Origin of the sequence: Cellulomonas sp. SLBN-39, from assembly GCF_006715865.1 — a bacterium.
In the GTDB taxonomy this organism is placed as follows: Bacteria; Actinomycetota; Actinomycetes; order Actinomycetales; family Cellulomonadaceae; genus Cellulomonas.
Map to the genome: position 1 here is coordinate 937608 of NZ_VFOA01000001.1, position 26473 is coordinate 964080.

28 protein-coding genes are annotated in these 26473 nt (G+C 72.7%); 13 read left to right on the forward strand and 15 right to left on the reverse strand.

Annotated features, from left to right (window positions below):
* Positions 1 to 33: 33 nt before the first annotated feature.
* On the reverse strand, positions 34 to 555 hold the full coding sequence (locus FBY24_RS04170) for an amino-acid N-acetyltransferase (RefSeq protein WP_142158323.1): 522 nt from the start codon (positions 553 to 555) through the stop codon (positions 34 to 36).
* Positions 556 to 580: 25 nt separating this feature from the next.
* Entirely contained in the window at positions 581 to 1576 is a 996-nt protein-coding gene (locus FBY24_RS04175) for a sugar-binding transcriptional regulator (RefSeq protein WP_142158325.1), read from the reverse strand.
* Between the two features lie 228 nt (positions 1577 to 1804).
* On the opposite strand from FBY24_RS04175, the gene FBY24_RS04180 reads away from it, so the two are divergent.
* From FBY24_RS04180 to glpK, 3 genes are all read left to right on the forward strand, one after another.
* Complete coding sequence (locus tag FBY24_RS04180; RefSeq protein WP_142158327.1) at positions 1805 to 3616, forward strand: glycerol-3-phosphate dehydrogenase/oxidase; 1812 nt, start codon at positions 1805 to 1807, stop codon at positions 3614 to 3616.
* Between the two features lie 174 nt (positions 3617 to 3790).
* Positions 3791 to 4477 carry an MIP/aquaporin family protein gene (locus FBY24_RS04185; protein WP_370511021.1) on the forward strand — a complete coding sequence of 229 codons (687 nt, stop codon included), beginning with the start codon at positions 3791 to 3793 and terminating at the stop codon, positions 4475 to 4477.
* Between the two features lie 71 nt (positions 4478 to 4548).
* A complete protein-coding gene (gene glpK / locus FBY24_RS04190) occupies positions 4549 to 6069 on the forward strand; it encodes a glycerol kinase GlpK (protein ID WP_142158331.1) in 1521 nt (506 codons plus the stop codon).
* A 75-nt stretch (positions 6070 to 6144) separates the two neighbouring features.
* On the opposite strand, the gene FBY24_RS04195 is transcribed toward glpK, so the two are convergent.
* Positions 6145 to 6900, reverse strand: a complete 756-nt coding sequence (locus FBY24_RS04195) for an SDR family NAD(P)-dependent oxidoreductase (protein WP_142158333.1) — start codon at positions 6898 to 6900, stop codon at positions 6145 to 6147.
* A gap of 225 nt (positions 6901 to 7125) precedes the next feature.
* Here FBY24_RS04195 and FBY24_RS04200 point away from each other — a divergent pair, with 225 nt between their 5' ends.
* Together FBY24_RS04200 and FBY24_RS04205 are read left to right on the forward strand one after the other, a co-directional pair.
* The gene (locus tag FBY24_RS04200) at positions 7126 to 7917 is read left to right on the forward strand and encodes an exodeoxyribonuclease III (RefSeq protein WP_142158335.1); all 792 of its coding nucleotides are present in this window, start codon (positions 7126 to 7128) and stop codon (positions 7915 to 7917) included.
* A gap of 85 nt (positions 7918 to 8002) precedes the next feature.
* Positions 8003 to 8764, forward strand: coding sequence for a DUF4190 domain-containing protein (locus tag FBY24_RS04205; protein ID WP_142158337.1), 762 nt, complete (start codon positions 8003 to 8005; stop codon positions 8762 to 8764).
* A gap of 29 nt (positions 8765 to 8793) precedes the next feature.
* Here the strand turns inward: FBY24_RS04205 and FBY24_RS04210 are convergent, their stop codons facing one another.
* Positions 8794 to 9528, reverse strand: a complete 735-nt coding sequence (locus FBY24_RS04210; protein WP_255432214.1) for a DedA family protein — start codon at positions 9526 to 9528, stop codon at positions 8794 to 8796.
* A 38-nt stretch (positions 9529 to 9566) separates the two neighbouring features.
* Positions 9567 to 12167, reverse strand: coding sequence for an ATP-dependent chaperone ClpB (clpB, locus tag FBY24_RS04215; RefSeq protein WP_142158339.1), 2601 nt, complete (start codon positions 12165 to 12167; stop codon positions 9567 to 9569).
* A gap of 247 nt (positions 12168 to 12414) precedes the next feature.
* Between clpB and FBY24_RS04220 the strand changes: the two genes are divergently transcribed.
* Together FBY24_RS04220 and FBY24_RS04225 are read left to right on the forward strand one after the other, a co-directional pair.
* Positions 12415 to 13071 carry a histidine phosphatase family protein gene (locus FBY24_RS04220; RefSeq protein WP_142158341.1) on the forward strand — a complete coding sequence of 219 codons (657 nt, stop codon included), beginning with the start codon at positions 12415 to 12417 and terminating at the stop codon, positions 13069 to 13071.
* Between the two features lie 244 nt (positions 13072 to 13315).
* Positions 13316 to 13897, forward strand: coding sequence for a recombinase family protein (locus tag FBY24_RS04225; RefSeq protein WP_142158343.1), 582 nt, complete (start codon positions 13316 to 13318; stop codon positions 13895 to 13897).
* Positions 13898 to 14370: 473 nt separating this feature from the next.
* Here FBY24_RS04225 and FBY24_RS04230 read toward each other — a convergent pair whose 3' ends face one another.
* Together FBY24_RS04230 and FBY24_RS04235 are read right to left on the reverse strand one after the other, a co-directional pair.
* Positions 14371 to 14838, reverse strand: a complete 468-nt coding sequence (locus FBY24_RS04230; RefSeq protein WP_142158345.1) for a hypothetical protein — start codon at positions 14836 to 14838, stop codon at positions 14371 to 14373.
* A 33-nt stretch (positions 14839 to 14871) separates the two neighbouring features.
* Positions 14872 to 15087, reverse strand: a complete 216-nt coding sequence (locus tag FBY24_RS04235) for a hypothetical protein (protein ID WP_142158347.1) — start codon at positions 15085 to 15087, stop codon at positions 14872 to 14874.
* A gap of 389 nt (positions 15088 to 15476) precedes the next feature.
* On the opposite strand from FBY24_RS04235, the gene FBY24_RS04240 reads away from it, so the two are divergent.
* Together FBY24_RS04240 and FBY24_RS04245 are read left to right on the forward strand one after the other, a co-directional pair.
* A complete protein-coding gene (locus FBY24_RS04240) occupies positions 15477 to 16673 on the forward strand; it encodes an IS30 family transposase (protein ID WP_255432215.1) in 1197 nt (398 codons plus the stop codon).
* Positions 16674 to 16869: 196 nt separating this feature from the next.
* Positions 16870 to 17406 carry a hypothetical protein gene (locus FBY24_RS04245; RefSeq protein ID WP_142158349.1) on the forward strand — a complete coding sequence of 179 codons (537 nt, stop codon included), beginning with the start codon at positions 16870 to 16872 and terminating at the stop codon, positions 17404 to 17406.
* A 36-nt stretch (positions 17407 to 17442) separates the two neighbouring features.
* Here FBY24_RS04245 and FBY24_RS04250 read toward each other — a convergent pair whose 3' ends face one another.
* A complete protein-coding gene (locus FBY24_RS04250; RefSeq protein WP_142158351.1) occupies positions 17443 to 18543 on the reverse strand; it encodes an FG-GAP repeat protein in 1101 nt (366 codons plus the stop codon).
* Between the two features lie 540 nt (positions 18544 to 19083).
* Positions 19084 to 19347, reverse strand: coding sequence for a hypothetical protein (locus FBY24_RS04255; RefSeq protein ID WP_142158353.1), 264 nt, complete (start codon positions 19345 to 19347; stop codon positions 19084 to 19086).
* Positions 19348 to 19427: 80 nt separating this feature from the next.
* Here FBY24_RS04255 and FBY24_RS04260 point away from each other — a divergent pair, with 80 nt between their 5' ends.
* Together FBY24_RS04260 and FBY24_RS04265 are read left to right on the forward strand one after the other, a co-directional pair.
* Positions 19428 to 20663 (forward strand): MFS transporter, encoded by a 1236-nt coding sequence (locus FBY24_RS04260; RefSeq protein ID WP_255432216.1) that lies wholly within the window; start codon positions 19428 to 19430, stop codon positions 20661 to 20663.
* A 137-nt stretch (positions 20664 to 20800) separates the two neighbouring features.
* Positions 20801 to 20980 (forward strand): hypothetical protein, encoded by a 180-nt coding sequence (locus FBY24_RS04265; protein WP_142158355.1) that lies wholly within the window; start codon positions 20801 to 20803, stop codon positions 20978 to 20980.
* Between the two features lie 82 nt (positions 20981 to 21062).
* On the opposite strand, the gene FBY24_RS04270 is transcribed toward FBY24_RS04265, so the two are convergent.
* Positions 21063 to 21944 carry a manganese catalase family protein gene (locus FBY24_RS04270; RefSeq protein WP_142158357.1) on the reverse strand — a complete coding sequence of 294 codons (882 nt, stop codon included), beginning with the start codon at positions 21942 to 21944 and terminating at the stop codon, positions 21063 to 21065.
* A gap of 201 nt (positions 21945 to 22145) precedes the next feature.
* On the opposite strand from FBY24_RS04270, the gene FBY24_RS04275 reads away from it, so the two are divergent.
* On the forward strand, positions 22146 to 22550 hold the full coding sequence (locus tag FBY24_RS04275; RefSeq protein ID WP_142158359.1) for a DUF6766 family protein: 405 nt from the start codon (positions 22146 to 22148) through the stop codon (positions 22548 to 22550).
* A 34-nt stretch (positions 22551 to 22584) separates the two neighbouring features.
* Here the strand turns inward: FBY24_RS04275 and FBY24_RS04280 are convergent, their stop codons facing one another.
* The 5 genes from FBY24_RS04280 to FBY24_RS04295 all read right to left on the reverse strand — a co-directional run bounded on the left by FBY24_RS04280 (position 22585) and on the right by FBY24_RS04295 (position 25359).
* Entirely contained in the window at positions 22585 to 22926 is a 342-nt protein-coding gene (locus FBY24_RS04280) for a hypothetical protein (RefSeq protein ID WP_142158362.1), read from the reverse strand.
* Between the two features lie 257 nt (positions 22927 to 23183).
* Positions 23184 to 23819: a DUF2188 domain-containing protein gene (locus tag FBY24_RS19200; RefSeq protein ID WP_222117202.1), complete on the reverse strand. Its 636-nt coding sequence runs from the start codon at positions 23817 to 23819 to the stop codon at positions 23184 to 23186.
* 291 nt (positions 23820 to 24110) lie between these two features.
* Positions 24111 to 24368 (reverse strand): helix-turn-helix domain-containing protein, encoded by a 258-nt coding sequence (locus FBY24_RS19745; RefSeq protein ID WP_160158420.1) that lies wholly within the window; start codon positions 24366 to 24368, stop codon positions 24111 to 24113.
* Positions 24365 to 24565 carry a hypothetical protein gene (locus FBY24_RS18895; RefSeq protein ID WP_160158421.1) on the reverse strand — a complete coding sequence of 67 codons (201 nt, stop codon included), beginning with the start codon at positions 24563 to 24565 and terminating at the stop codon, positions 24365 to 24367. The genes FBY24_RS19745 and FBY24_RS18895 overlap by 4 nt, the downstream gene beginning before the upstream one ends.
* A gap of 245 nt (positions 24566 to 24810) precedes the next feature.
* Positions 24811 to 25359: a PAS domain-containing protein gene (locus FBY24_RS04295; RefSeq protein WP_255432217.1), complete on the reverse strand. Its 549-nt coding sequence runs from the start codon at positions 25357 to 25359 to the stop codon at positions 24811 to 24813.
* A 76-nt stretch (positions 25360 to 25435) separates the two neighbouring features.
* On the opposite strand from FBY24_RS04295, the gene FBY24_RS04300 reads away from it, so the two are divergent.
* Complete coding sequence (locus FBY24_RS04300; protein ID WP_255432218.1) at positions 25436 to 26464, forward strand: alpha/beta hydrolase; 1029 nt, start codon at positions 25436 to 25438, stop codon at positions 26462 to 26464.
* Positions 26465 to 26473 lie beyond the last annotated feature (9 nt).

A 26473-nucleotide genomic window follows, 5' to 3' on the forward strand; every position in this document is an offset into this window, starting at 1 on the left:
CGCTGACCGCTCCCTCGCGGGGCGCCGGCCCGGTCAGCGGTCGAGGTGCACCAGCATCCGCGTGTTGCCGAGCGTGTTGGGCTTCACCCGGGCCAGGTCGAGGAACTCCGCGACGCCGTCGTCGTGCGAGCGCAGCAGCTCGGCGTAGACCTCGTGCGAGACGGGCGTGCCCTCGATGACCTCGAAGCCGTGCCGGGCGAAGAAGTCGACCTCGAACGTCAGGCAGAACACCCGGCGCAGGCCGAGCGCCCGTGCCCGGTCGAGCAGGGCGTCGACGAGCACGTGCCCGACGGCGCGCCCGCGCCAGGACGGTGCGACGGCGAGGGTGCGGATCTCGGCGAGGTCCTCCCACATGACGTGCAGCGCGCCGCACCCCACGACGGCCCCGTCCTCGGGGGCCTGCGCGACGAGGAACTCCTGGACGGCCTCGTAGTAGCCGACCCACTCCTTGGCCAGCAGGATGCGCTCGGCGGCGTAGGGCTCGACGAGCGCGTGGATCGCCCGCACGTCGGCGGGCACGGCGGGTCGCACGTCGACCGGTGCGGGGCTGCTCACGGGTCCAACCTACGGTCCGGGCGGTTCAGGACGTGCGCGCCGTCCGTGCCCGCGGGTGCGGGCGTCCGGGTGCGGCCTCGACGAGCGCGGTGGCGGTGACCTCGTCGACCACGAGGTCGGTGACCAGGTGGGCGCGCAGGGCCGCCAGCAGCGGCGCGACCTTGTTGTCGCCGGCGACGACGCACATGCGCCGCGGCACGCGCTGCAGCTCGGCGGGGGTGGGGCCGGTGGCGCGGCCGTTGAGGGAGACGTCGCGCCACGAGCCGTCGGCGCGCAGGAAGACGGTGCAGACGTCGCCGACGACGCCCTCGGCGTGCAGGTGCCGCACGTCGGCCTCGTCGAGGTACCCGGCGGAGTACACGTGCGAGGGCACGGCGCCGGCGACGGCCCCGACGGAGAACACGGCGATGTCGGCGCGGCGCTGCATGTCGAGCACGCGGCGCACGGACCGCTCGCGCCACATGGCGGCCTTGGTGTCGGGGTAGTCGAAGAAGGCCGGCACGGAGAAGTGGTGCACGGCGGCGCCGAACGCGGACCCGAACGAGGAGATGAGGTCGCTGGCGTACTCGACGCCGGAGGTGCGCATGTTCGCGGCGCCGTTGAGCTGGACGACGGCGGCGCCGCGCGTCGGCTTGGGCGCGAGGTAGCGGGAGACGGCGGCCAGGGTCGTGCCCCAGGCGACGCCGAGGACCATGTCGGAGTCGAACCAGGAGCCGAGGAGCCGGGCGGCGGTCATGGCGACCTGGTCGAGGCGCTCGACGGAGCCGGCGTGGTCGGGCACCGGCACGACGTACGTCTCGATGCCGAACGCGGACGAGATGGACCGGCCGAGCCCGGGTGCACGCGTGCTCGCGGGGCGCAGGGTGATCTCCACCAGCCCGGTCTCGCGGGCCTTCTTCAGCAGCCGCGACACGGTCGAGCGGGACGTGCCGAGGTGGCGGGCGATGACCTCCATCTTGAGGTCCTGCAGGTAGTACATCGACGCGGCGCGCAGCACGTCCTGCTCTCGTTCGACGAACACCCCAGGGCTCCCCTCCGACGGACCATCCCATGGTCACCCGAGCCTCAACCCCGTGCACGTTCGTGCACTGAAGTTGCGCGTCCGTTCGGACCGTGATGACCATAGCGAGGCCGTCCAGGTCGGGCGACCAGAGCGCCGGCACCTGGCACCCGACCTGCTTGCACCACCGCACAGCACCGCTGCACGCCCCGGTGTGCCGCGTCGACCGAACGCCCGGAGGAACGCCCCATGAGGACCGCACCCCTGACCGTGCAGGCCCGGCAGGACGCGCTCGAGGCCCTGCGACGCAGCTCCGGCCGCGACAGCGAGCTCGACGTCCTCGTCGTCGGCGGCGGAGTCACCGGGGCGGGCATCGCGCTCGACGCCGTGACCCGTGGCCTGTCGACGGCCGTCGTCGAGGCGCAGGACTGGGGCGCGGGCACGTCGAGCCGGTCGAGCAAGCTCGTGCACGGCGGGCTGCGCTACCTGCAGATGCTCGACTTCCACCTGGTGCGCGAGGCCCTCACGGAGCGCGACCTGCTCATCACGCGCCTCGCCCCGCACCTGGTCAAGCCCGTGAGCTTCCTGTACCCGCTGGAGAACCGGGTCTGGGAGCGCGCGTACGTGGGCGCGGGCGTGGCGCTGTACGACACGCTCGCGAGCGTCTCCGGCACCCGGCGCGCGATGCCCATGCACAAGCACCTGTCGCGCAAGGGCATGGAGCGGCTCTTCCCCGACCTGCGCCACGACGCCGCGATCGGCGCGGTGCGGTACTGGGACGCGAGCGTCGACGACGCCCGCCTCGTCTCGACGCTGACGCGCACGGCCGCGAGCTACGGCGCGCACGCCGCGTCGCGCACGCAGGTCGTGCAGCTGCACACCACGAGCGGCGGCGCGGTCACCGGCGCCGAGGTCGTGGACCTGGAGACGGGCGAGCACATCGACGTGCGGGCCCGCGCGGTCATCAACGCGACCGGGGTGTGGACCGAGGAGACCGAGCAGCTCGCCGGCACCGAGGGCGGGCTGCGGGTGCTGGCGTCCAAGGGCATCCACATCGTGGTGCCGCGCAGCCGGATCGAGGGCAACACCGGCCTGATCCTGCAGACCGAGAAGTCGGTGCTGTTCATCATCCCGTGGTCGCGCTACTGGGTGATCGGCACGACCGACACCCCGTGGGAGCAGGAGCTCACGCACCCCGTGGCGACCAGCGCGGACATCGACTACGTCATCGAGCACGCCAACCAGGTGCTGGCGCGGCCGCTGACCCGCGAGGACGTCATCGGCACCTGGGCGGGGCTGCGGCCCCTGCTGCAGCCGGGCACCAAGGCCGGCACGTCGTCGGCGAAGGTCTCCCGCGAGCACACGGTCGCGTCCCCGACGCCGGGCCTGACAGTGATCGCCGGCGGCAAGCTGACGACCTACCGGGTGATGGCCAAGGACGCCGTCGACTTCGCGATCGGGTCCCGCGCGACCGTGCTGCCGTCGATCACGACCGACGTGCCGCTGGTGGGCGCCGAGGGCCTCAAGGTCGTGCAGCGCCAGGCGCGCGCGATCGCCGCGCGGTACGGGTGGGACCGCCCGCGCATGGACCACCTGCTGCACCGGTACGGCTCGCTGCTGCACGAGCTGACGGACCTCGTCGACGAGCGCCCCGAGCTGGCCGAGCCGCTGCAGCACGCCCCGGCGTACATCGGCGCCGAAGTGCTGTACGCCGTCACGCACGAGGGTGCGCTGCACCTGGACGACGTGATGATGCACCGCACGCGCCTGAACTACGAGCAGGCCGACAAGGGCGTGGGCGCGCTGGAGGAGATCGCGGACCTCGTCGGCCCCGTGCTCGGCTGGGACGAGCAGACCCGGGCCGCGGAGATCGAGGCGTACCGGGCCCGCTGCGCCGCCGAGGACGCCGCGGCGCTCGAGACCGACGACGCGTCCGCCGAGCGGGTCCGTCTGGCGGCGCCCGACCTCGCTCCGCTGCTGCCGCTGGGCGGCAGCGCCGACGCGGGCACCAAGCCCGGCTCCCCGGCGGGCCGCGGGGCGTCCGGCCCGGCCGGCACCTGAGACCCCGGCGGCCGGGTCTCCGCCGGACCCGGCCGCCGGTGCACCACCGGAACACGCACTGACCGAGCCCGCCGGTCCGCCGACGGGCACCCGTGACAACGACGTCAACGAAAGAGGTCGACCGTGGACTACTCGATCGCCGATGTGCTCGTCTCCGAGTTCGTCGGCACCGCCATGCTGCTCCTGCTCGGTGCCGGTGTCGTCGCCAACGTCATCCTCCCGAAGACCAAGGGCTTCGGCGGTGGGTGGCTGCTCATCAACTTCGGGTGGGGGCTCGCGGTGTTCGCGGGCGTCTACGCGTCCTACAAGTCCGGTGCGCACCTCAACCCCGCGGTGACGCTGGGCATCTGGGCCAGCGGCGCCGAGGAGTTCGCCGCGGGCGTGCCCGTGACCGCCGCGAACGGCGTGCTCTACGTCGTCGCCCAGGTCGCCGGTGCGGCCATCGGGTCGACGCTCGCGTTCCTGGCGTACAAGAAGCACTTCGACGAGGACGCCGACCCGGGCACCAAGCTCGCCGTGTTCTCCACCGGCCCCGCGCTGCGCTCGTACGGCTGGAACTTCGTCACCGAGGTCATCGGCACGTTCGTGCTGGTCTTCGTCGTCCTGGCGTTCGCCAAGACGCCTGCCGAGCTGGGACCGCTCGCGGTCGCGCTGCTCGTCGTCGGTATCGGCGCCAGCCTCGGTGGCCCCACCGGGTACGCCATCAACCCCGCCCGTGACTTCGGCCCCCGCCTGGCGCACGCGCTGCTGCCCATCACGGGCAAGGGCTCCAGCGACTGGGCCTACGCGTGGGTCCCCGTCGCCGGGCCCGCGGTCGGCGGCATCCTCGCCGGCCTCCTCGCCGGCGTCTACCTCGTCTGACCCCTGACCGTCCTGACCCCGTCCCACCCCGCCCCGGGCCCGACGTCGGGCCCCCTCCAGGAGGCACACCCATGTCCGACAAGTACGTGATGGCGATCGACCAGGGCACCACCAGCTCGCGCGCGATCATCTTCGACCACGCCGGTCAGATCGTCTCCACCGGTCAGAAGGAGCACGAGCAGATCTTCCCCCAGGCGGGGTGGGTCGAGCACGACGCGACGGAGATCTGGACGAACGTGCGCGAGGTCGTCGGGCAGGCGCTCGGGCGCGCCAGCCTGCAGAACACCGACATCGCCGCCGTCGGGATCACCAACCAGCGCGAGACCGCCGTGGTGTGGGACCGTCGCACGGGCGAGCCCGTCTACCACGCGATCGTCTGGCAGGACACGCGCACGCAGAAGATCTGCGACGAGCTCGCGGCCCTCGGCGGGGGCGCGGAGCGGTACAAGGCGAAGGTGGGCCTGCCGCTGGCGACGTACTTCTCCGGGCCCAAGGTGCGCTGGATCCTCGACAACGTCGAGGGTGCGCGCGAGAAGGCCGAGGCCGGTCACCTGGCGTTCGGCAACACCGACGCGTGGCTGCTGTGGAACATGACGGGCGGGCCGGACGGCGGCGTCCACGTCACCGACGTGACCAACGCGTCGCGGACCATGCTCATGGACGTCGCCTCGCTCACGTGGGACGAGGAGATCGCCGCGGAGATGAAGATCCCGCTGTCGATGCTCCCCGAGATCCGCTCGTCGTCCGAGGTGTACGGCCAGGGCCGCGGCCGCGGGCTGCTCGCCGGGGTGCCGATCGCGGGGATCCTCGGGGACCAGCAGGCGGCGACGTTCGGGCAGGCGTGCTTCGAGGTCGGCAACGCGAAGAACACGTACGGCACGGGCAACTTCATGCTCATCAACACCGGCACGGAGCCGGTGCCGAGCAAGAACGGCCTGCTGACGACGGTCGCGTACAAGATCGGCGACCAGGACGCGGTGTACGCGCTCGAGGGGTCGATCGCGGTGACGGGGTCGCTGGTGCAGTGGCTGCGCGACAACCTCGGCATCATCTCCTCCGCACCGGAGATCGAGGCGCTGGCCGCCACGGTCGAGGACAACGGCGGCGCGTACTTCGTGCCGGCGTTCTCGGGCCTGTTCGCCCCGTACTGGCGCTCGGACGCGCGCGGCGCGCTCGTGGGCCTGACCCGGTACGTCAACAAGGGGCACATCGCCCGGGCGGCGCTGGAGGCCACGGCCTTCCAGACGCGCGAGGTGCTCGACGCGATGAACGCGGACTCCGGCGTGGACCTCACCGAGCTCAAGGTCGACGGCGGCATGGTCGCCAACGAGGCGCTCATGCAGTTCCAGGCCGACATCCTCGGCGTGCCGGTGATCCGTCCGAAGGTCGCCGAGACCACGGCGCTGGGGGCCGCGTACGCCGCGGGCATCGCCGTGGGCTACTGGTCGGGCGAGCAGGACGTCATCGACAACTGGGCCGAGGACAAGCGCTGGGAGCCCTCGATGGACACCGCCGAGCGCGACCGGCAGTACCGGCTGTGGAAGAAGGCCGTCACGCGGACGTTCGACTGGGTCGACGACGACGTGCGCTGACGCCTCCTGCACGACGACGCCCGGGTGCCGCGCAGGCGCCCGGGCGTCGTCGCGTCCGCGGGCGCCCGGAGGGGGTCAGCGGAAGCCGGCCCCGCCGTTGACGTCGAGGACGGCGCCGGTGACGAACGCCGCAGCGTCGGAGGCGAGGTACGCGACGGCCTCGGCGACGTCGTCGGGCTGCCCGGCGCGCCCGAGGGCGGTGCCCGCGACGGCGGCCCGCTGTGCGGGCTCGGGGGTGTGCGTGGCGTGGAACGGGGTGCTGGTGACGAAGCCGGGGGCGACGGCGTTGACCGTGATGCGCCGCGGTCCGAGCTCGCGGGCCAGCGCCCGGGTGAAGCCCTCGAGCGCCGCCTTGGCGGTGACGTACGGGACGGACCCGGTGCCGCCGCCGCTGATCGCGGCCTGCGCGCCGACGGTGACGACGCGGCCGCCGTCGGGCATGAGGCGCAGCGTCGCGCGTGTCGCGTAGAACACGGACGAGAGGTTGAGGTCGAGCACGCGGTGCCAGAGGGTGTCGTCGGTGTCGACGAGCGACCGGCGCTCGACGAGGCCGCCGACGTTGTTGACGAGCACGTCGACCCGCCCGCCGAGCGCGTCGGCCGCCTGCCGGACCGCGGTGTCGACGTCCCAGCTGTGCCGGGCGTCGAGCTGCACGGCGGCCGCGCGCCGGCCCAGGCGGTGCACCGCGTCGACGACGGGTGCCGGGTCGTGGGTCAGGTGCGTGAACGCGACGTCGGCGCCGGCGCGCGCGAGCCGCAGGACGACGGCGCGACCGATCCCGCTCGCGCCTCCGGTGACGAGCACGTGCCGGCCGTGCAGATCCGGCGCCATCGGGGTCCTCCGCGGTGTCGTGCCAGGTGAGGGGTGCGCGGGCACGGCCCGAGGGTGGGCGGCAGGGGGCCGTTCCCGTGCCGGGTGACGGCTCGCGCGTGAAAGGTAGCCCGCGCGCCGCACGTCGTCCATGGTCGGAGGCGCAGATCACTGATTCGGACGAACCGGACACCGGTCGGGGCGTGGTCGGGGGGTGGTCGGACCCGCCGGGTAGCCTTCGGCACCATGCGCGTCGCCACGTGGAACATCAACTCGATCCGGGCCCGCACCGACCGTGCCGTGGCCTTCCTCGAGCGCACGGGCGTCGACGTCCTCGCGCTGCAGGAGACCAAGGTCAAGGACGCGGCGTTCCCGCGCGAGCCGTTCGAGGCGCTCGGGTACGAGGTCGTCACGCACGGGTTCTCGCAGTGGAACGGGGTCGCGATCCTGTCCCGGGTCGGGGTGCAGGACGTCGAGGTCGGCTTCCCCGGCATGCCGACGTGGGGCGAGCCGGCCGCGGCCGAGGCGCGCGCGCTGGGCGCCACGTGCGGCGGGGTGCGGGTGTGGAGCCTGTACGTGCCGAACGGGCGCGAGATCGACGACCCGCACTACGCGTACAAGCTGGCGTGGCTGGGCGCGCTGCGCGACGCGGCCGCGGGCTGGCTGGAGGCGGACCCGCAGGCGCAGACCGCGCTGGTGGGCGACTGGAACATCGCCCCGCTCGACACCGACGTGTGGGACGTGGACTTCTTCGCCGGCCGCACGCACGTGACCCCCGCCGAGCGGGAGGCGTTCGCGGCGTTCGCGCACGCCGGGTGGACGGAGGTCTCGCGCGAGCACGTGCCCGCCGAGCACACGTACACGTACTGGGACTACCAGCAGCTGCGGTTCCCCAAGAACCAGGGCATGCGCATCGACCTCACGTACGCCACGCCCGCGCTGGCCGCCCGCGTGCAGGGCGTGACGATCGAGCGCCAGGAGCGCAAGGGCAAGCAGCCGTCGGACCACGTGCCGGTGGTCCTCGACCTGGCGGACTGACCGCGCCGGCCGGCCCACCCGGCGGCGTCGCCCCGACCGGGACGCGTCGGCGCCCGCGCGGGCCGTGCTGGTCTAGGTTGCCGTCATGAGCCCGTCCGAGGACCCGACCGCTCCCCCGCCGCCGGGCGGCCCGGCCCCGCGCACCCCCGAGCCGGTCTCGGCGTCGGGCTGGGACACCGGGGCCCCCGCGCTGGACGACCCGTATGCGGCCGAGCACCGCGCACCGGGGTGGCAGCCGCCGGCACCGCCGCACGAGCCGACCGCGATCGCCGCCCTGGTCACGGGGCTGCTGGCCCTCGGCCCGGCGGCCCTGGCGCTGGGCGTCGCCGGGATGGTCCGCACGCGCCGCGCGGGCACGCGCGGTCGCGGCATGGCGGTGGCGGGCGTCGCGCTCGGTGCGTTCTGGACCCTGGCGCTCGTGGGCGCAGGGTTCGCCGTCGCGACGACCGTCGCCCAGCAGCGACCGCTGGCCGCCGACGTCGACGCACCGCGCGACGCGCACGTGCAGCAGCTCGTCACGGGCTCGTGCCTGGCGGAGCTGCCCGCGGACGGGCCGGTCGAGCGGGTCCGGGTGGTGCCGTGCGCGGAGCCGCACGCCGCGCAGGTCGTCTCGACGTTCCAGTTCTCCCCCGCCGCGGTCTGGGGCGGCCAGGACGCGGCCGACAGCCGCGTGGCGCAGGGCTGCACGCTGACCGACGACGAGCGCGCCGCGGGCGTGACGCTGGTGACCTGGGCCCCCACCGAGGCCGGCTGGCGCCGCGGCGACCGCACGGGCCTGTGCCTGGCGGTGCCGCCGGCGCCGGTGACCGGCTCGTTCACGGACGGGACCGCGACCCCGGCCCCCTGACCGGGGCGCGGGGCAGCGGTACCGGGCCGTCAGGCCTCCGGGGCGGCCTGCTCGCGGGCCGCACGCCGACGCTCCGCGCGCGACCCCGTCCGGCTCCACACGAAGTGCACGACCACCACGACGATCACCGCGTAGACGACGTAGTTGAGGATGTCGGAGTAGTGCCCGACGTCCTCCCACTGCGCGCCCAGCAGGTACCCGGCCAGCACCAGCCCGCCGTTCCACACGGCCGAGCCGATCGCCGTGAACACCACGAACGTGGCGACCGGCATGCGCTCGATGCCCGCGGGGATCGAGATGAGGCTGCGGACGATCGGCACGCACCGGCCGATGAGGACCGCGGCGCCGCCGTGCCGGGCGAACCAGGCCTCGGCCTTGTCGAGGTCCTCGACCTCCATGAGCGGCATCCGGTCGATCCAGCGACGGATGCGCACGCGACCGACGGCGGCGCCGATGCCGTACAGCGCGAGCGCACCGACGAGGGCCCCGATCGTCGCCGCAGCCATGGCCCAGCCCACGTGCATGCCGCCCTGCGACGCCACGTAGCCCGCGACGGGCAGCACGACCTCGGACGGGATCGGCGGGAACAGGTTCTCCAGCGCGACCAGCAGGCCCACGCCCACCGGGCCGAGGGCCTCGATGACGGAGACCACCCACCCGGCGAGACCGGTGAGCTCGGGGCTGCCGGTCGACGCGGGCAGCGACGTCAGGACGGCGGACGGGAGGGGCGCGGCGAGGGCGGGGTGCACCTGCACGATGCTCACACGCCCGCCCGCGCCGCGCACAGCCTCCGGCGCGTCCCTCAGCGCGTCGCGCGCACCGACAGCCCGCCGTCGGCGAGGTCGACGTGCACGGTGTCGCCGTCGCGGACCTCGCCCGCGAGCAGCGCGCGCGCCAGCCGGTCGCCGATCTCCTTCTGCACGAGCCGGCGCAGCGGCCGGGCCCCGTACGCGGGGTCGTACCCCTCGATCGCGAGCCACTCGCGGGCGCCGGGCGAGACGTCGAGCGCCAGGCGCCGGTCGGCCAGACGCCGCGCGAGCGCCGCGACCTGCAGCTCCACGACGTGGCCGATCTCCTCCAGGCTCAGGGCGTCGAACAGCACGACGTCGTCGAGCCGGTTGAGGAACTCCGGCTTGAACGCCGCCCGCACCGCGCCCATCACCGCGTCCCGCTTCGACGGCTCGTCCAGCAGCGGGTCCACGAGGAACTGCGAGCCGAGGTTCGACGTGAGCACGAGGATCACGTTGCGGAAGTCGACCGTGCGCCCCTGCCCGTCGGTGAGCCGCCCGTCGTCGAGCACCTGCAGCAGCACGTCGAACACCTCGGGGTGGGCCTTCTCGACCTCGTCGAGCAGCACCACCGAGTACGGCCGGCGCCGCACGGCCTCGGTGAGCTGACCGCCCTCCTCGTACCCGACGTACCCGGGGGGCGCCCCGACCAGCCGCGCCACGGAGTGCTTCTCGCCGTACTCGCTCATGTCGATGCGGACCATCGCCCGCTCGTCGTCGAAGAGGAAGTCCGCGAGCGCCTTGGCCAGCTCGGTCTTGCCGACGCCGGTGGGCCCGAGGAACAGGAACGAGCCGGTGGGCCGGTCGGGGTCGGCGACGCCCGCGCGGGCACGGCGCACCGCGTCGGACACGGCGGCGACGGCGGTGGACTGCCCGATGAGCCGGCCGCCGAGGACCTCCTCCATGCGCAGCAGCTTGGCGGTCTCGCCCTCCAGCAGCCGGCCGGCGGGGATGCCCGTCCATGCGGCGACGACCTCGGCGACCTCGTCGGGGCCGACCTTCTCGGCGATCATCGGCGCGCCCTGCGGGGCGTCCTGCCCGGCGCCGGACGCCTCGGAGGCCTCGGCGGCGGCGATCTCCTTCTCCACGGTCGGGATCTCGCCGTAGAGCAGGCGTCCCGCGGTGGCGAGGTCGCCGTCGCGCTGGGCGCGCTCGGCGTCGGCGCGCAGCTGGTCGAGGCGCACGCGCAGGTCGCCGACGCGGTTGTGCCCGGCCTTCTCCTTCTCCCAGCGGGCGTTGAGCGCGGCGAGGTCCTCGCGGCGGTCGGCGAGGTCGGCGCGCAGCCGCTCGAGCCGGTCGACGGACGCGGGGTCGTCGGCCTCCGCGAGCACGACCTCCTCCATCTCCAGGCGGGTGACGGCGCGCTGGAGCTCGTCGATCTCGACGGGTGAGGAGTCGAGCTCCATGCGCAGGCGCGACGCGGCCTCGTCGACGAGGTCGATGGCCTTGTCGGGCAGCTGGCGCCCGGTGATGTACCGGTCGGACAGGGTCGCGGCGGCCACGAGCGCGGCGTCGGAGATCGTCACCTTGTGGTGCGCCTCGTACCGCTCCTTGAGGCCGCGCAGGATCGCGACGGTGTCCTCGACGGTGGGCTCGCCGACGAACACCTGCTGGAAGCGGCGCTCCAGGGCGGGGTCCTTCTCGACGCGCTCGCGGTACTCGTCGAGGGTGGTGGCGCCGACGAGGCGGAGCTCGCCGCGGGCGAGCATGGGCTTGAGCATGTTGCCGGCGTCCATGGCGCCCTCGCCGCCGGCCCCGGCGCCGACAACGGTGTGCAGCTCGTCGATGAAGGTGACGACCTGGCCGTCGGAGGCGGTGATCTCGGCGAGGACGGCCTTGAGGCGCTCCTCGAACTCGCCGCGGTACTTGGCGCCGGCGACCATCGACGCGAGGTCGAGGGAGACGAGGGTCTTGCCGCGCAGGGACTCGGGGACGTCGCCGGCGACGATGCGCTGGGCGAGGCCCTCGACGACGGCGGTCTTGCCGACGCCGGGCTCGCCGATGAGGACGGGGTTGTTCTTGGTGCGGCGCGAGAGCACCTGCACGACGCGGCGGATCTCGGCGTCGCGGCCGATGACGGGGTCGAGGCGCCCCTCCCGGGCGCGCTGCGTCAGGTCGACGCCGTACTGCTCGAGGGCCTTGTACGTGCCCTCGGGGTTGGGGCTGGTGACGCGGGCGTCGCCGCGGACGGTGGGCAGGGCCGCGAGCAGCGCGTCGCGGGACGCGCCGGCGGCGCGCAGGGCGTCGGCGACGCCGGTCTGCCCGGCGGCGAGGCCGAGCAGCAGGTGCTCGGTGGAGACGTAGTCGTCGCCGAGGGTGCGGGCCTCGGCGCCGGCGGCGTCGATGACGCCCTCCATGGAGCGGGACACGACGGGCCGGCTGACGGTGCTGCCGGTCGACGAGGGCAGGTTCACGAGGATGCCGCGGACCTGGCGGCCGAGGGCGCCGCGGTCGGCGCCGACGGCGTCGAGCAGGCCGTTGGCGACACCGCCGTCCTGGCGCAGCAGCGCGTCGAGCAGGTGCGCGGGCTCGAGCTGGGGGTTGCCTGCGGCGCCGGCCGACTGGATGGCGTCGCCGAGCGCTGCCTGCGAGCGGGTGGTGAGCTTCGCGTCCACGTGAACCTCCCTGTGCGGCCGTCGGGTGCCGCACGTCGTGCGATGTCTGTCCTCGGACCCAACGGGTTCCGAAGTTGAGTCTATTCCGCTCAACTTCGCCCGCGCGCCGGGACGCCCCTCCCCCGGGCACGCCGGCGAGGTTCACCCGGCGTGCCGCGGTGCCGTCGCCGACCTGTCACACGCCCGTCGTCCGCACGACACGTCCGCGCCCTAGCGTCGCCACGACCGACGACACGAAAGGGCACCGATGACCCTCACACTGACGCTCGTGCGGCACGGGCGCACCCACTTCAACGCGCGCCGCATCCTGCAGGGCCACTCCGACTCCCCGCTGACCCGCGACGGCCGCGACGGCGTGCGCCGCACCGCCGCCCACCTGGCCACCGTCCCGTTCACCGCCGCGTGGTCCTCCCCGTCCGGGCGCGCCGTCGCCACGGCCGTCGAGATCCTGCGGCACCACCCCGACCTGCGCCTGCGCACCGACCGCGACCTGCGCGAGTACCACTTCGGCACCTACGAGCGCCGCCCGGAGTCCACGCTCGACGCGGTCGTGCCGTGGTCCGACCTGGTGCGCGACGTGCTCGCCGGCACGCACCCCGGCCTGCCCGGCGGCGAGCCCGCCGACGGGTTCATGCGCCGCACCCGCGAGGCCTTCGCCCGCATCGCCGACACCCACGCCGACGGCCACGCGCTGGTGGTCGGGCACGGGCTCGCGCTCGGCGCCTGGCTCGCCACCATCGCACCCGTCGGCCTCGTGCCGCTGCCCAACGCCTCGGTCACCACCGTCGAGGTCGAGCCCGACGGCTCCGCGCACGTCGTCCGCCTCGCGCACGACGTCGCGGGCCAGGGCCACATCGCCGCACGCCCCATGACCGTGCCGACCCCGGTGCCGTCCGTGGCGTGACGCGGCGACGCCCGCCGGGCCCGGCTGCGCGGCCCGGCGGGCGCTCCCCGATCAGTGCCGGCGCTCGCCCGTCCAGGCCCCGCCGCGAACCGTGCCCTCCCTAACCCACGTCCCACAGACGATCCCCTACCGAGACACCCACGCCGGCCTCGCCCGCCCGCGTCAGCATCGGGCACGCGGTGTCTCAGTAGGCCCGCCCGCGAAAGTGCCCGGTGACGGTGGCCTATCTGCGACACTCAGGGCCGTGACCGCCACGCTCATCGGGTACGCGCGGTGCTCGACCGCGGCCCAGGACCTGACCGCCCAACGCACCGCCCTCGAGGCCATAGGCGTACCCCCGGGCCGGGTCTACGTCGACCAGGGCATGACCGGCACGAACCGCGACCGCCCCGGACTGCGCCAGGCCCTGGCCGCGACCCGCACCGGCGACACCCTCGTGGTCACCAAACTCGACCGCCTCGCCCGGTCCATCCGCGACGCGCACGACATCGTCGACGAGCTCACCGCCGCCGGCGTGCGCCTGCAGATCGGCGCCTCCGTCCACGACCCCCACGACCCCGTCGGCCGACTCCTGCTCAACGTGCTGGCCATGGTCGCCGAGTTCGAGGCCGACCTCATCCGGTCCCGCACGCGCGAGGGCATAGCGATCGCCAAGGCCAAGGGCAAGCTCAAGGGCCGGGCACCCAAGCTCTCCCCCACCCAAGAACGCCACCTCGTCGACCTGCACGCCGCCGGCGGGCACACCTCCGCCGAGATCGCCGAGCTCTTCGGCGTCTCACGCGCGACCGTCTACCGCGCCATCGGGCGGACCCGGGACTCGTCGTGATTCGCGGGGCTACTCGGCCCGCTTGGCTCTGAGTTCCTGCTCGACAGAAGCAGTCACCCGGCTCTTGAGATCCAGGAGGCCCGCTCGCTGCTCGGGCGTGAACGGGCTCCGGGAAGCCGCCGGCTTCGCGCTCCGGCCAAGATGGGCTGCCCCCTCTGCAAGCGTCTCGCGGTGCGTCGATGCAGGACGATCGCCTTGGTCAGAGCCTGGACGGGACGAGGGGGCCCTGTCGAGTGCACTGAGCAGAACGAGCGGCGTGGCGGTCTCGTGAGCCCGGATGGCCTCCCGGAGGAGCTCACCGGGTCCGATGATCGGGATCGTGGTCACCTCACCCTGAGCCTCGTCCACCACGACAACGAGCGCGTCCTCGCCCGTGGCGCGAGCAGCCAAGCGCCGTGAGTCAGCTACGAATCGGAGGGCACCCTTGCCACGCCGATGCGTGAAGACCTCGCCCGTGGGGGTCTTGCGTACGATCATGTGGACACCTCCCCGTTCAGCAGCATATCGATCGCGACCGCCACCAGGCTCTTCTGGACGCTGTTGGTCGCCTCGACCCACAGTGCCTCCAGGAAGTCCTTCCCCGCATCGGGATCCCGTCGAAGTTCAACCATGTGACCGATGGCCCAGGTGTACATGGCCCACCAGTGTGTCGCCGCGGAGTCGTCCAACTCGTCCTGCCTGCGGCGCTGCGCGTCCTCAAGGGCGTCCTGGCGACGCTGCAACGCGACGGCCTCCTCGGCGGCGCGAGCCGTCTCAGCCTCCCTCCGATCATGTCGTGCCCTGAGCAGGACACCGATGAGCGCCAGCACAGCCGCAATCAGGGCGGCGAGGCCGCCGACCGCCGAGGACGTCCAGAATTCCGCCCACCACGCTCCCGATCCGAGCACAGTCGCCGGATCGGTCGTTGGCGAAGGACTCGGCGCCACGAACCCGGCCAGCATCCCTACCGCCTCCGTCCTCGATGGCTCTCGAGATCACGTGGTGTGGCAGGTGGGCGCGCATTGCGCGCACCCGTTGACGTCGTTGTAGTACAGCTTGGCCGCCTGGACAGCCCCGGCGCAGGTCGCGTGGTAGCCGAGGCTGAGCTGGTTCACGGGGTCCGGCAGACACCTCTTCGTCGACGCGGTGTCGTGGACCTCGTGGTCTCTGCTGCCCGGCTGGGCGTTCTTGTTGACGCAGAAGTACGGCATGCCGGCTCCCCCCTGAGCTCACCGTGCACGTCGTCGTGCTCGGTCGAAAACGACGCTGACACCACGAACCGTGGCAGCGCAACCATGCGCCCGGGTGACTCTGGGGCCCGAGCCCCACGCAGGCGCCTCGTCGACCTCTAGTCGATCACCTGGGTCTCTCGGCCGACCTGCAGGTCGGCCGAGACGCGGGCGTACCCGAGCAAGGTCATGACCCCGGACCGTACGGAACTCGTCGATGAGTGGCCGCCAGCCACACTGGTTCAGGCCACGAGTTCCGGCCACCTGCGCCCGGGCGTGTCGCGTGGCCGGCCGCCGGTGGCCGGAACCGACGGCGGTCTCAACCGATCAACGCACACGGCAGGATCGTGCGCGGGAGGTCGTGAGCGTTGGTGCTGGTGGGAGCGGTTGAGGATCGGGTGTGGGCGGGGTGGCGTGCGGGAGAGTCGCTGCGCTCGATCGCGCAGGCCACGGGGAGCCATCGGGAGGTCGTGCGCCGGCTGCTGGTGGCTCATGGCGGGGTACGTCCGCCGGTGCGTCGTCGTGATCCGAGACGACTGAGCGTGCAGGACAGGGAGGCGATCTCGCGGGGTCTGGCGGCGGGCTTGTCGTGCCGGCAGATCGCTGCGGGGTTGGGTCGGCCGCCGTCGACTGTGTCGCGCGAGGTGGCACGCAACGGCGGCCGAGCCGCATACCGGGCGGTCGATGCTGAGACGTCAGCGCAGGAGCGATCGCGTCGACCGAAGCCGACCAAGTTCGCGGTGAACGCCGCGCTGGCCGAGGTGGTGCGCGCGAGGCTGAAGCTGGACTGGTCGCCGCAGCAGATCGCCGCGTGGCTGGCTCGCCACTACCCGGACCCGTCGATGCAGGTCAGCCACGAGACGATCTACCGCAGCGTGTACGTCGCGGCCCGCCGCGAGCTCGGCGTCAACGCCTCGCGGCATCTGCGCACCGGTCGCCCCATGCGTCGTCCGCGGATGGTGCGCCGACCTGACGGGCGCGGCCGGCTGCGGAACATGACCTCAATCCACGATCGCCCGATGGAGGTCAACACCCGCACGGTGGCCGGCCATTGGGAGGGTGACCTGGTGATGGGTCGCAGGCCCAGCGCAGTGGCCACCCTCGTCGAGCGGCAGACTCGCTACCTGCGTCTGGTGCGGCTGCCTGACGGGTTCAAAGCCGACGAGGTCCGAGACCGGCTGGCGGCCGAGCTCGAGCAGATCCCGCGCTGGATCCGGCTGTCGCTGACCTGGGACCGCGGCCGGGAGATGGCCGAGCACCAGGAACTGACGACAACCAGCGGGATGCCGGTCTACTTCTGCGACGCTCGCAGCCCGTGGCAGCGCGGCACGAACGAGAACACCAACCGGTTGCTGCGCCAGTACCTAGCCAAGGGCGCCGACCTGCGCACCCTGACCCAACGCGACCTCGACGACATCGCGGCACGGATCAACGCCCGACCCCGCCGCGTGCTCGGCTGGGACAGCGCACAGGAGCGCTACCTATACCTGGTCCGTGCGCACCACGCCACATCCCTGGCGACCGCGTGCGCTACCGTCCAGCCGACGGACGGTGCGTTGATCGGTTGAGACCGCCACCGTTAGCGGTCGTTTTCGGCTTACGGCGTGACGTCGCACCAAGCAGGCGCCGGGAGCCACCCTCCTGCTGAACTGGTCAGCCGGACCTGGAGCGGCAGATGCCGCCACCCTTGACCACCGTCAGCCGGACGCGGCTTCTCACTCAGGCTGCGACTCTCGAGACCGATGGGACGAGAAAGGGGGTTCCATGTCGATCTCTGCTGTCGTGCTGCCTGCTAGCCCACGTCCACCAGCTCCCCGCCCGCCGGACAGCGGTGCTACGGGGACGGGCCGCATCGTCCTGACCGACAGCGGGCGGACGCGCCTTGCGCAGGCCGATATCCGTCCCGCGCGCAACGCGCAGGAGTCCCGCCTGCTCGCCGAGATGACCGCCACTGACCAACCCGGACGGGCGTCACAGCTGCTGCGGCGGCTGAGCGGAGACGAGTCCCTCGGCGCACCGGACTACGTCGCGGTCCGCTCTGGAGCGGAGGTGACACCCGCCTTCGCCGGTGGAGGAACCGTCTGGGGCGTGACCTTCGACGACACCCAGATGACGTTCTTCGGCGCCGGTGAACCGCCGGAAGCAGCGAAGGGCGTGGCCATCATCTTCGGCGCCGAGACAACGCCACCCGACCAGGACACGTTGACGCGTTGGGCGATGTCCTGGCTGACAGAGCACCTCGACGACGCGCCGATCGGAGGCGGCCAATGGAACCGCCCGCTGATCGATATCACAGCGTGATCGTGGGGGCGCAATATGCGCCCCCACGATCATTTCCTAGTACAGATAGGCCGCACCCGCGTCCGTGAGTACACCGTCCTTGAACGGTGCCCCGACGACCGGTCGACTCGGCGCTGACCCCGGCAAGCCAACAGACGACCCGAACTTGTCGCCCGTGACCGTATCGCCGGCCGTGTAGGTATCAGTGAATACCCACAGGGCAGTGACCGATGACCGGGTCCATCGGTAAACGGCGCCCCCTCCCGCCGCCCCGGTCGTCGAGCCGTCCGGCGCACCCGCAATCATGGTGAGGCCGTCTGGCGAGATCTCGACCGAGTACCCCATCTGCCGATTCGGGGTGGCGGTGGTCGCAGAACGAGTCACCAGTGAAGGTGTACCCCAACTCGCACCTGAGAACCGATACGTGTAGATTCCGCCTGCGACATATGAGCCATTCACGACGCCTAGGCTAGGGGCCCCGACGACGAGGGCGCTTCCATCGCCGGAAAGAGATAGAGAGTCACGGTACCCAAAGTCGGTGAGGGCGTTGTCGCCTGCAGGAGAAGCGAGCGCTGCCTGATAGATCCAGGAGCTCGCCGAGGCCGGGCGTCTGAACGTGTGGACGTAGGGGCGACGAGTCGTCGTCGACCCGGATACCGTCTTGTAGTACGGCTGGCCAACGGCCGCCACGGTCCCATCGCCAGAGATGGCGACCGTTGATCCACACAGGCCGCCGGTCGCAGCCGCGCACGTCGTAGTGGTGTTCAAGGTCCAGCTCGTCGCACCAACAGGCTTCGAGAAGAAGTATGCGGCGCCGTTGCAGGTGCTCCACTCAGCGCACGGAGCCCCGACCACGAAGTGCCTGCCATCGTTCGACACGTCGATCGCGTCGCCGAAACTCGTGCCGGTGCCGGTCGGAGATGGGATGATCTGTTCCTGCACCCAACCGGAATCAGCCCGGGTGAATACGTACACCAGGCCAGGCCCTACCCGGTTGGATGAATTGAGGGGAGCGGCCGCAATGATAGCCGTTGACCCATCACCCGAGAGTGCCAACGAGTACCCGAAGCGATCGGTCGCAGTCCCACCATCGTCTGGCTGGATATCGGCCTGAGCGGCCCATGTCGTACCCGGTCCAGAGTTGCTGAAGACCCTCACGCGGCCAGCGAAGGTAACCGTCGGCGGCGACGTCGAGCCAACCAGCGACAGGGTCCCATCGCTTGACACAGCGACAGATCCACCAAATCGCTCGCTAGTCGAGGGGGCGCTGGATACCAATTTCGTGGCATCCGTGATCGTCGCTGCGGACGCCGGGAGCGCAACTAGGGACAAACCCAATGATGCCGCCCCACATACAGCAATTGCGCGCAAGCGCGTGCGAGTTCTCAAGATTCCCCCTGCGATTCCAGAATTCGGCGCACATGCAGAATTCTCCTCGTGAGCCGGCGATGGCCGACGGAACTACGATACGCCTGCCTAGGCCATGCGGGGTAGGACGCTTGCGGTCGATTACGTGGTGCCGCGACGGACGACCAACGAAGTCTCCGCATTCCGGCATATACGACAGTTCATGACATCAACCGCATATCGCAGAGTGCTGAACAGGTCCAGCGCCACGGTTCGCCGTCAGAGCAGTCTCAGGGCCCGGCGGCCCGTACGCTTCGGGAGCTCGTCGTCGATGACGGCCTGGGGCGCGTTCTACAGCACCCAGATCGTGTGCCCGGACCGGTCCCGCAGCGCGTCGTCCGGCGCGCCGAGCACGTCGCGGACCCAGGTCACGGACAGGTGCCCCTCGGCCGCGATCGTGTCGGCCGACGCACCGCGATGCGCTGCGAGGAGCACGCCGGCCCTGATCTGCTCGAGGTCCTCCTCCGTCACGGGGCGGCCCGCCTGCTGACGAGCGGCGACCGCACCCACGGCTGCCGTCAAGGCGGCCAACGCGTCCTCGGCGCCGTTCTCCACCTGTCGACGGTAGCCCCGCTGGCTCCGCTGCTGGGGGCACACCCACCGGGCCGGGGTGCGCGTCTCGTACGGTCGTGCCCGTGGTGACCGGGACCGCGGGTGCGGGGCGTGCGGCGTGGCGGGTCGTGCTCGGGCTGGGTGTGGTGTCGCTGGCCGCGGACATGGTGTACGAGGGTGCGCGGTCGGTGACGGGTCCGCTCCTGGCGCTGCTCGGGGTGCCGATGCTCCTCGCCGGGCTGGTCACCGGGGCAGGCGAGGCCGCCGCGCTCGTGCTGCGTCTGCCGTTCGGTGCCCGCGCGGACCGTGCCGGCCGGTACTGGCCGACGACGCTGACCGGGTACGCCCTGACCGCGGTCGGCGTGCCGCTGCTGGCGCTGACCCCGCTGCTCGGCGCGGCCGGCGCGGGCGTGGCCTGCGCGCTGCTGCTGCTCGAGCGGGTCGGCAAGGCGGTGCGCAGCCCGTCGAAGTCGGTGCTGCTGGCCCGCGCGGCCGAGCAGGTCGGGCTCGGCCGCGGGTTCGGCGTGCACAAGGCCATGGACCAGGTCGGCGCGTTCGTCGGGCCGCTGCTCGTCGCCGGGGTCCTCGCCCTGACCGGGTCCCTCGTGCCGGCACTGGCCGTGCTGGCCGTTCCCGGCACGATCGCGATGGTCCTGCTCGTCGCGGTCCGCCGCCTCGCCCCGGACGACGTCCCACCCGATCCCGCCACCCCGCCAGGCCCGACCAGCACCAGCGCGACGCGACGGTCCTGGCTCGGCCCGGCCCGGGAGCTGCCGCGCCCGTTCTGGCTGTTCGCGGCCGCCGCGGCCGCCGTCGGTGCCGGCCTGACGACGTTCGCGGTGATCTCCTACCACCTGGTCGACCAGGGACTCCTCCACGCGACGCTCGTCCCCGTCGTGTACGCAGGCGCCATGCTCGCCGCCGCGATCGGCGCCCTGGTCGTCGGTGTCGTGCACGACCGCGTCGGCCCCCGTGCGGTCCTCGTGGTCCCGGCACTCGTCGCGACCGTGCCACCGCTCGCCTTCGCCCCCACGCTGCCGGCCGTCCTGGTCGGGGTCGCCGCCTGGGGCCTGGCCGGCGGGCTGCTGGACTCGACCGTCAAGGCACGCGTCGCCGAGCTCGTGCCCCCCGGGCGCCGGGCCACCGCCTACGGCTGGTTCGCCGCCGTGCAGGGCCTCGCCGCCGTCGCCGGCGGCGGCCTCGCCGGCGCCCTGGCCACCGACGCACCCCAGGCCCTGACAGCCACCGTCGCGCTCCTGCAGGTGATCGCGTCCATCCTCATGGTCGCCGCTGCGACGAGCGCGCGCGCCCGGCCCTGATGGTGGGTCGATGCGCGCTGGCGGCCGGGTGGCGGGCCGCCATCTCGGGCGGCACGCGCTGCCCGACCCCGGCGTGCGGGCTCGGGCAGCGCGTGCGAGCGTGGCAGGGACAGCCCAGCCGACCAGAGAGGTCGATCATGAGCGACCCCACCACCGGATACGACCCCCAGGAAGACCCGGACTCCGACCCGCAGATGCTGAACCCGCGGGAGGGCGCTCAGGCCTCCGCGGGAGCCGCCCCGGACGCTGACGGCGATCCGGATGCCGACCCGGACGCCCTCAATCCCCGGGCGGACGAGCCCACTGCCGGCGGCTGACCGCCGGGGCCGCGCCGGCACGGCCGATACCGGGTGCCGGCGCGCACGTGCCCGTCGGGACCCGGCGGCCGCCGCGTGCCCCTCAGTCCGCGGTGAAGGTGTCCTTGAGCTTCCCGGTGACCTTCTCGACCGCGTTCGGCAGCGGCGTGGTGCCGTAGAGGCGGGGGTCAGGGACGGTGGGCGGCGGCATCGGCACCCCGGCGGGCGGCTCGGCGACGTAGGTGAACTCGCCGAGCCCGTCCGGGGTGGGACCGGACGCCCAGGAGCCCTTGTCGGCGTCCTTGCCGTCGGAGAAGTTGATGTACTGGTACGACACGTCGCGGTCCTCGTCCCCCAACGGGAAGTTGCTCGGCACCGGAAGGCCCTCGAACCCCTCCTCCTGGAGCTCGCGCGCCGCGGCGATCCACTGGTTCTGGTGCATGGTGTCCCGCGCCAGCAGGAACGCCAGCAGGTCCCGCACGCCGTGGTCGTCGGTCATGTGGTAGAGGCGGGCCACCTGGACCCGGCCCTGCATCTCGGCGTTCGCGTTCGCCGTGAAGTCCGCGAGCAGGTTCCCGCTGGCCGTGATGTACCCGGCGGTCCAGGGGTTGCCCATGCTGTCGACGGGCCGGGCGCCGGCGCCGGCGACGATCGCATGCTGCAGGTCGGTCCCGCCGATCACGGCGGCCACCGTGGGGTCGTTCTGGACGGCGTCCTCGGTGAGACCCATGGGCGCCTTCTCCAGGAGCTGGGCGATCATCGTGGCGAGCATCTCCACGTGCCCGAACTCCTCGGCACCGATGCCGTAGAGCAGGTCCCGGTACTTGCCGGGCAGGTGGGTGTTCCAGGACTGGAACCCGTACTGCATGGCGACACTGATCTCGCCGTACTGCCCGCCCAGGACCTCCTGGAGCTTGCGGGCGTAGACCGCGTCAGGCTTGTCGGGCGTGGCCTTGTGCTGGAGCTCTTGCCGGTGGAAGAACATCGGGTCTCCTTCGAGGTCGCCCGACCGACCCCGGACGGCCGGGACGTGGCACGCGCCCCCGTTCTCGACGCGCCGTTGCTCCCCCAGGCTCGCCCCGAGACCACGGTCATGCATCTGGACACCCGACCACCGCCAGCCCCGGCGCGATCGCCCCCGGGTGCCTACCGTGAAGAGCACACCTCACCGTCGAAGGGTCACCCCATGTCCGGCAAGCGCAAGAACCGCCCGCGGTTCATCACCGCGTACTCCTTCGGAATCGTGACCGCCGTGCTGTTCGTGTCCTCCTGGGCCGGCCAGTTCACGTTCCAAGCCATCGAGGCACGCAACGACGCCGCCGAGCACGGCACGACCTTCGAGTGGGCGCAGTTCTTCCCGATGTTCTTGTCCGCCACGTTCGAGAACTGGCAGTCGGAGTTCCTCCAGCTGCTGTGGCAGGCCGGTGGACTCGCCCTCTTCTACTTCTGGGGATCCTCACAGTCCCGCGAGAGCGACGAACGCCTCGAAGCGAAGGTCGACGCCCTCCTGCACGACCGCGGCATCGACCCCGACCAGTTCACCTACCAAGAGCAGGCCGCCGCGCGCACCCACGACGGTCACTCGACCTGATCCTGGGCCGTGCCGCACGGCGCGCACGACCGACCTAGACGTCGACCAGATCGACCAGGGCATCAGCGCCGACCGTGCACAGCACCGTCAGCGGCTCCCCGTGTGCGCCTCGGACCTGCAGCCGCGTCCCGCTCAACCCACCGGCCACAGACAAGATCATCCCTACCACCGAGGAGTCGATGAATACGGCCTGGCTCAGGTCGACCTCGCGTACTCCCGCGCCGACCAGCACCGCACCAAGACCAGCCCGATCCGTGCCCAGCTCACCGACCAGCAGCTCGACGCTGTGCTCGTCGACATCACCGCGCACATGCACGATGCCGGCGTCGGCCGTGATCTGCCCCGGCGGCCGCGAGAGCTCGCTGCTGGTCCCCATGACGCCAGTATGTCCAGGCTGTCCTGACCCGCCGCAACCGGGCACCGACCCACCGCCGACGCCCTGGATCACGGTCCGGCCCCGGCTACCACCGCCACGGGCAGTGCGTCACCCTCGATAAGGAGCCACGGGCGAGCGCGCTGCACTTCGGAAAGGACAGCACGCCCGCCCGCAGCACCTGTACCCACCTGTCGGCCCGGGGCCCGCTCTCGAGAGCGCTCCGGGTTCCACGAGAGCCCGACGCGCGCGCCCGGGCCTTAGCCGGGAATCTGCCGGGGATCGTTGCCCGGAGCCACGGTGTCCTTGGCCCGGACCCGACCGTCGCGACCATGGATGCTGACCTCCCCGCCGCCCGCGTTCTCGACGATCTGCTTCGCACGCGCGATCGCCTCGGCCTGCGTGTCAGCATGAGCCGACGCTCGCTGACCCGCACCGGTCACGTCCCACCCACCCGAAGGGCTGGGAACCACGTTCCTGTTCGCCGTCATCGCCTCGACCTCCTCGCTGCGTGTGCCGTCCACCACAGCGTGCGACGCCCGAATCCAAGCCGCACGACGAAGCACCCAACGCGTCGGCCGCGCACGACCACGAGCGCCGGTGATGGGGCATCGGTCGCCGGGCCCTGTGGCGTGGGCGATCGCGTCGAGGAACCCGTCGTTGGTCTCCAGCGAGGCCCAGTCCTGACCGTGCGGTTCGAGCACCAGACGGTTGATGGCCTCGGACACCTCGGCCATCCACTCGTGAAGCCGGCGCTGGTAACCCGCGCTGGGTCGCGAACGTGAACGCCTCCACGACGGCTCCACCGGCGAACGGGATGGCCGACGCGGCCGCACGACAGCCTCACCGACCTGACGTGAGAGCGACGGATCCGGGGGCGGCTCGATGGTCGTCATGAGGGCGGCAGCTCGGCCATCGCCTCGGCGAGCCCGGGGTAGGTGGAGTTCTCGGCGAGCACCTTCTCCAGGTCCTTGCGGCTCAGACGCGCGGCCGCGGACCCACCACAGCAGTACCCCGGCTCACGCCCGCGCGAGCGATGGGTGCGGGCTCGGTCAGCGGTCGGCCGGTGGCGATGCAGGTCCGGACCCTCGGCCAGGAGATCGTCCAGCGCAGGTCACGGCTAGCGGGGATCGCGCCGGCGCGCACGAGCCGGTTGACGTTCGCCGGCGGCAGGTCCAGCACCCGCGCTAGGCCGCGGGACGTGAGCATCCCGGGCTCGACATGCCGCGCGGGCAGCGCCGGGACAGTGCCAGCGCCGTCGGGGCCGTGCAGGGCCACGGCGATCGCGGGGGCCAGAACCGCCACGCGCGTCCGAACCGCACCCCCGGGATCGTCCCTGCGGTCGCCCACCGGGCCACGGTCGCCGGGGGTTTGCCGGTCAGGGTGGCGACGTCGTCGAGGGTGAGCACGTGCGGGTGCCGGCGCTCGGGTGCCGGGGCGCTCACCGGTCGTCGCCGGAGGCCATGACGACCTCGATGCGGACGTCGTCGACGGGCACGTCGAGGGTGACCGCGACGAGCTCGGCGGCGGCCTGGGCGACGTCGTCCAGGTGCAAGGCCTGGGTGACCCCGTCGACAGCAGGCACGCTGATCACCCACCACCGGCCTTCCCGGGTCGCCGTCGCGGTGTAGACGCTGCTCATCTCTCCTCCTGGCTGACCTGGCCGCCCACGCGAGACGAACCCTCCCACGGGCCACGCCCAACCGGACCGCAGAACCCCGACCACCTGTCCCTGATTGCCGAGTCCCCGCACACGATCTCCTGCTCGCACGGGGGCCCGCGGCCGGCCGTTGTGCTCGACCTTCGACGCTGGCGGCGGACCGAGCATCGCCACAACCTGATCCCGGGTCGCGATGCAGATGATCGCCCCTCGTCCGGCGGGTCCTCTCACACGTCCTGCTCGTGCTCGCGCACGAGGCCCCAGACCCACTCCTCGTAGCTGCACCCGGCGTCTGCCAGGACGCCCCGGAGCATCGCCGTCGACGCATCGACCGCGGCGTTGCCGGTGGGGTGCCGGGCCTCCTCGGCGAGGAGCTGGGCGTAGAGGGGCTCGACCGCGCGCACCGCGGCGGGCTGCGGCCACCGCCGGCTCGAGTGGTAGCCGGTCAGCGCGCCGCTCGCGTCGTACGTCGGCGTGACGTGCGCGAGCACCCAGTAGCCGACGCCGTCGGCCGCGAGGTTGAGCACGTACGCGAACACCTCGTCGCCGCCGCCGATCGTGTCCCAGAGCAGCCGGAACACGGCCCGTGGCATGGCGGGGTGGCGGATGATGCTGTGCGGGGCGCCCAGCAGCTCGCGCTCGGTGTACCCGCTGACGCGGACGAAGACCTCGTTGGCGTAGGTGATGCGCCCCTGCCGGTCCGTCTTGGAGACGATGATCTCCTCGTGCCCGAAGGAGCGCATCGCGCCCGTCGGGACGACCTGCCCTCGTCGCACGGTTCCCCCTCGCCGTCGAGGCCGGCCCCGCGGCGTGCCGGAGGAACGGGCGGGGTGCCGGTGGCACGATCGTAGGGTGACCACCGACGGCACGCCCGCCCAGACCGCACGCCCCGACGGACCGGACGGGGAGGTGCCCGACGTCCTCGGCGACGGCTGGGTCGCCCGGACCCTCACCCTGCGGCCCGACGCCGTGCAGGCCCGGACCGGCGTGGCCCCGGTGGCGACGCTCGTGCGGCGGGTCCGCGCGCAGCGGCCGGCGCGGGGCGCGGTGCTCTACCTGCACGGGTTCGTCGACTACTTCTTCCAGACGCACGTCGCCGACGCGCTCGCCGAGGCGGGCTGGGACCTGCACGCGCTCGACCTGCGCGACCACGGCCGCTCCATCCGCCCCGGCCGCCCGCCGAACACCACCACGGAGCTGGCGACGTACGCGGAGGAGATCGACGCGGCCGTCGACCTGCTGCGTGCCACGCACGAGCGGGTCGTGCTGCTCGGCCACTCCACGGGCGGTCTGACCGCGGCCCTGTGGGCGCACGCGCGCCGCGGGCGCGGGCGCGTCGACGCCGTGGTGCTGAACTCGCCGTGGCTCGACCTGCAGAAGCCGCAGCCGCAGCGCGCGGCGGTCACCGCGGCGGTCGCGGTGCTGGGACGGGTCGCGCCGCGCCTCGTCGTCGGCAGCCTCGCCGAGCACTACGGCCGCGCCCTGCACACGGGCACCGGCGGCGAGTGGGAGTACGACCTGACGTGGAAGCCGCACACCGGGTTCCCCGTCACCGCCGGGTTCATGCGCGCCGTCCGGCGGGGGCAGGCCCGGGTCGCGCGGGGTCTGGCGATCGACGTGCCGGTGCTCGTGCTCACCTCGGACGCGAAGGGCCCGGACGACGTCTGGCACGACGCGCTGCTGACCACGGACTCCGTGCTCGACCCCGCGCAGATGGCGGCCCGCGCCCCGCTGCTCGGGCCCGACGTCACGCTCGTCGTCGTCCCCGGCGGCGCCCACGACCTCGCGCTGTCCCCGCCCCCGGCCCGCGAGCGCTACCTGCAGGAGGTCGGCGCCTTCCTCGACGACCGCGTGGCGGGGGCGGGGCCGGCGGGTCCGTAGGGTGGTGGG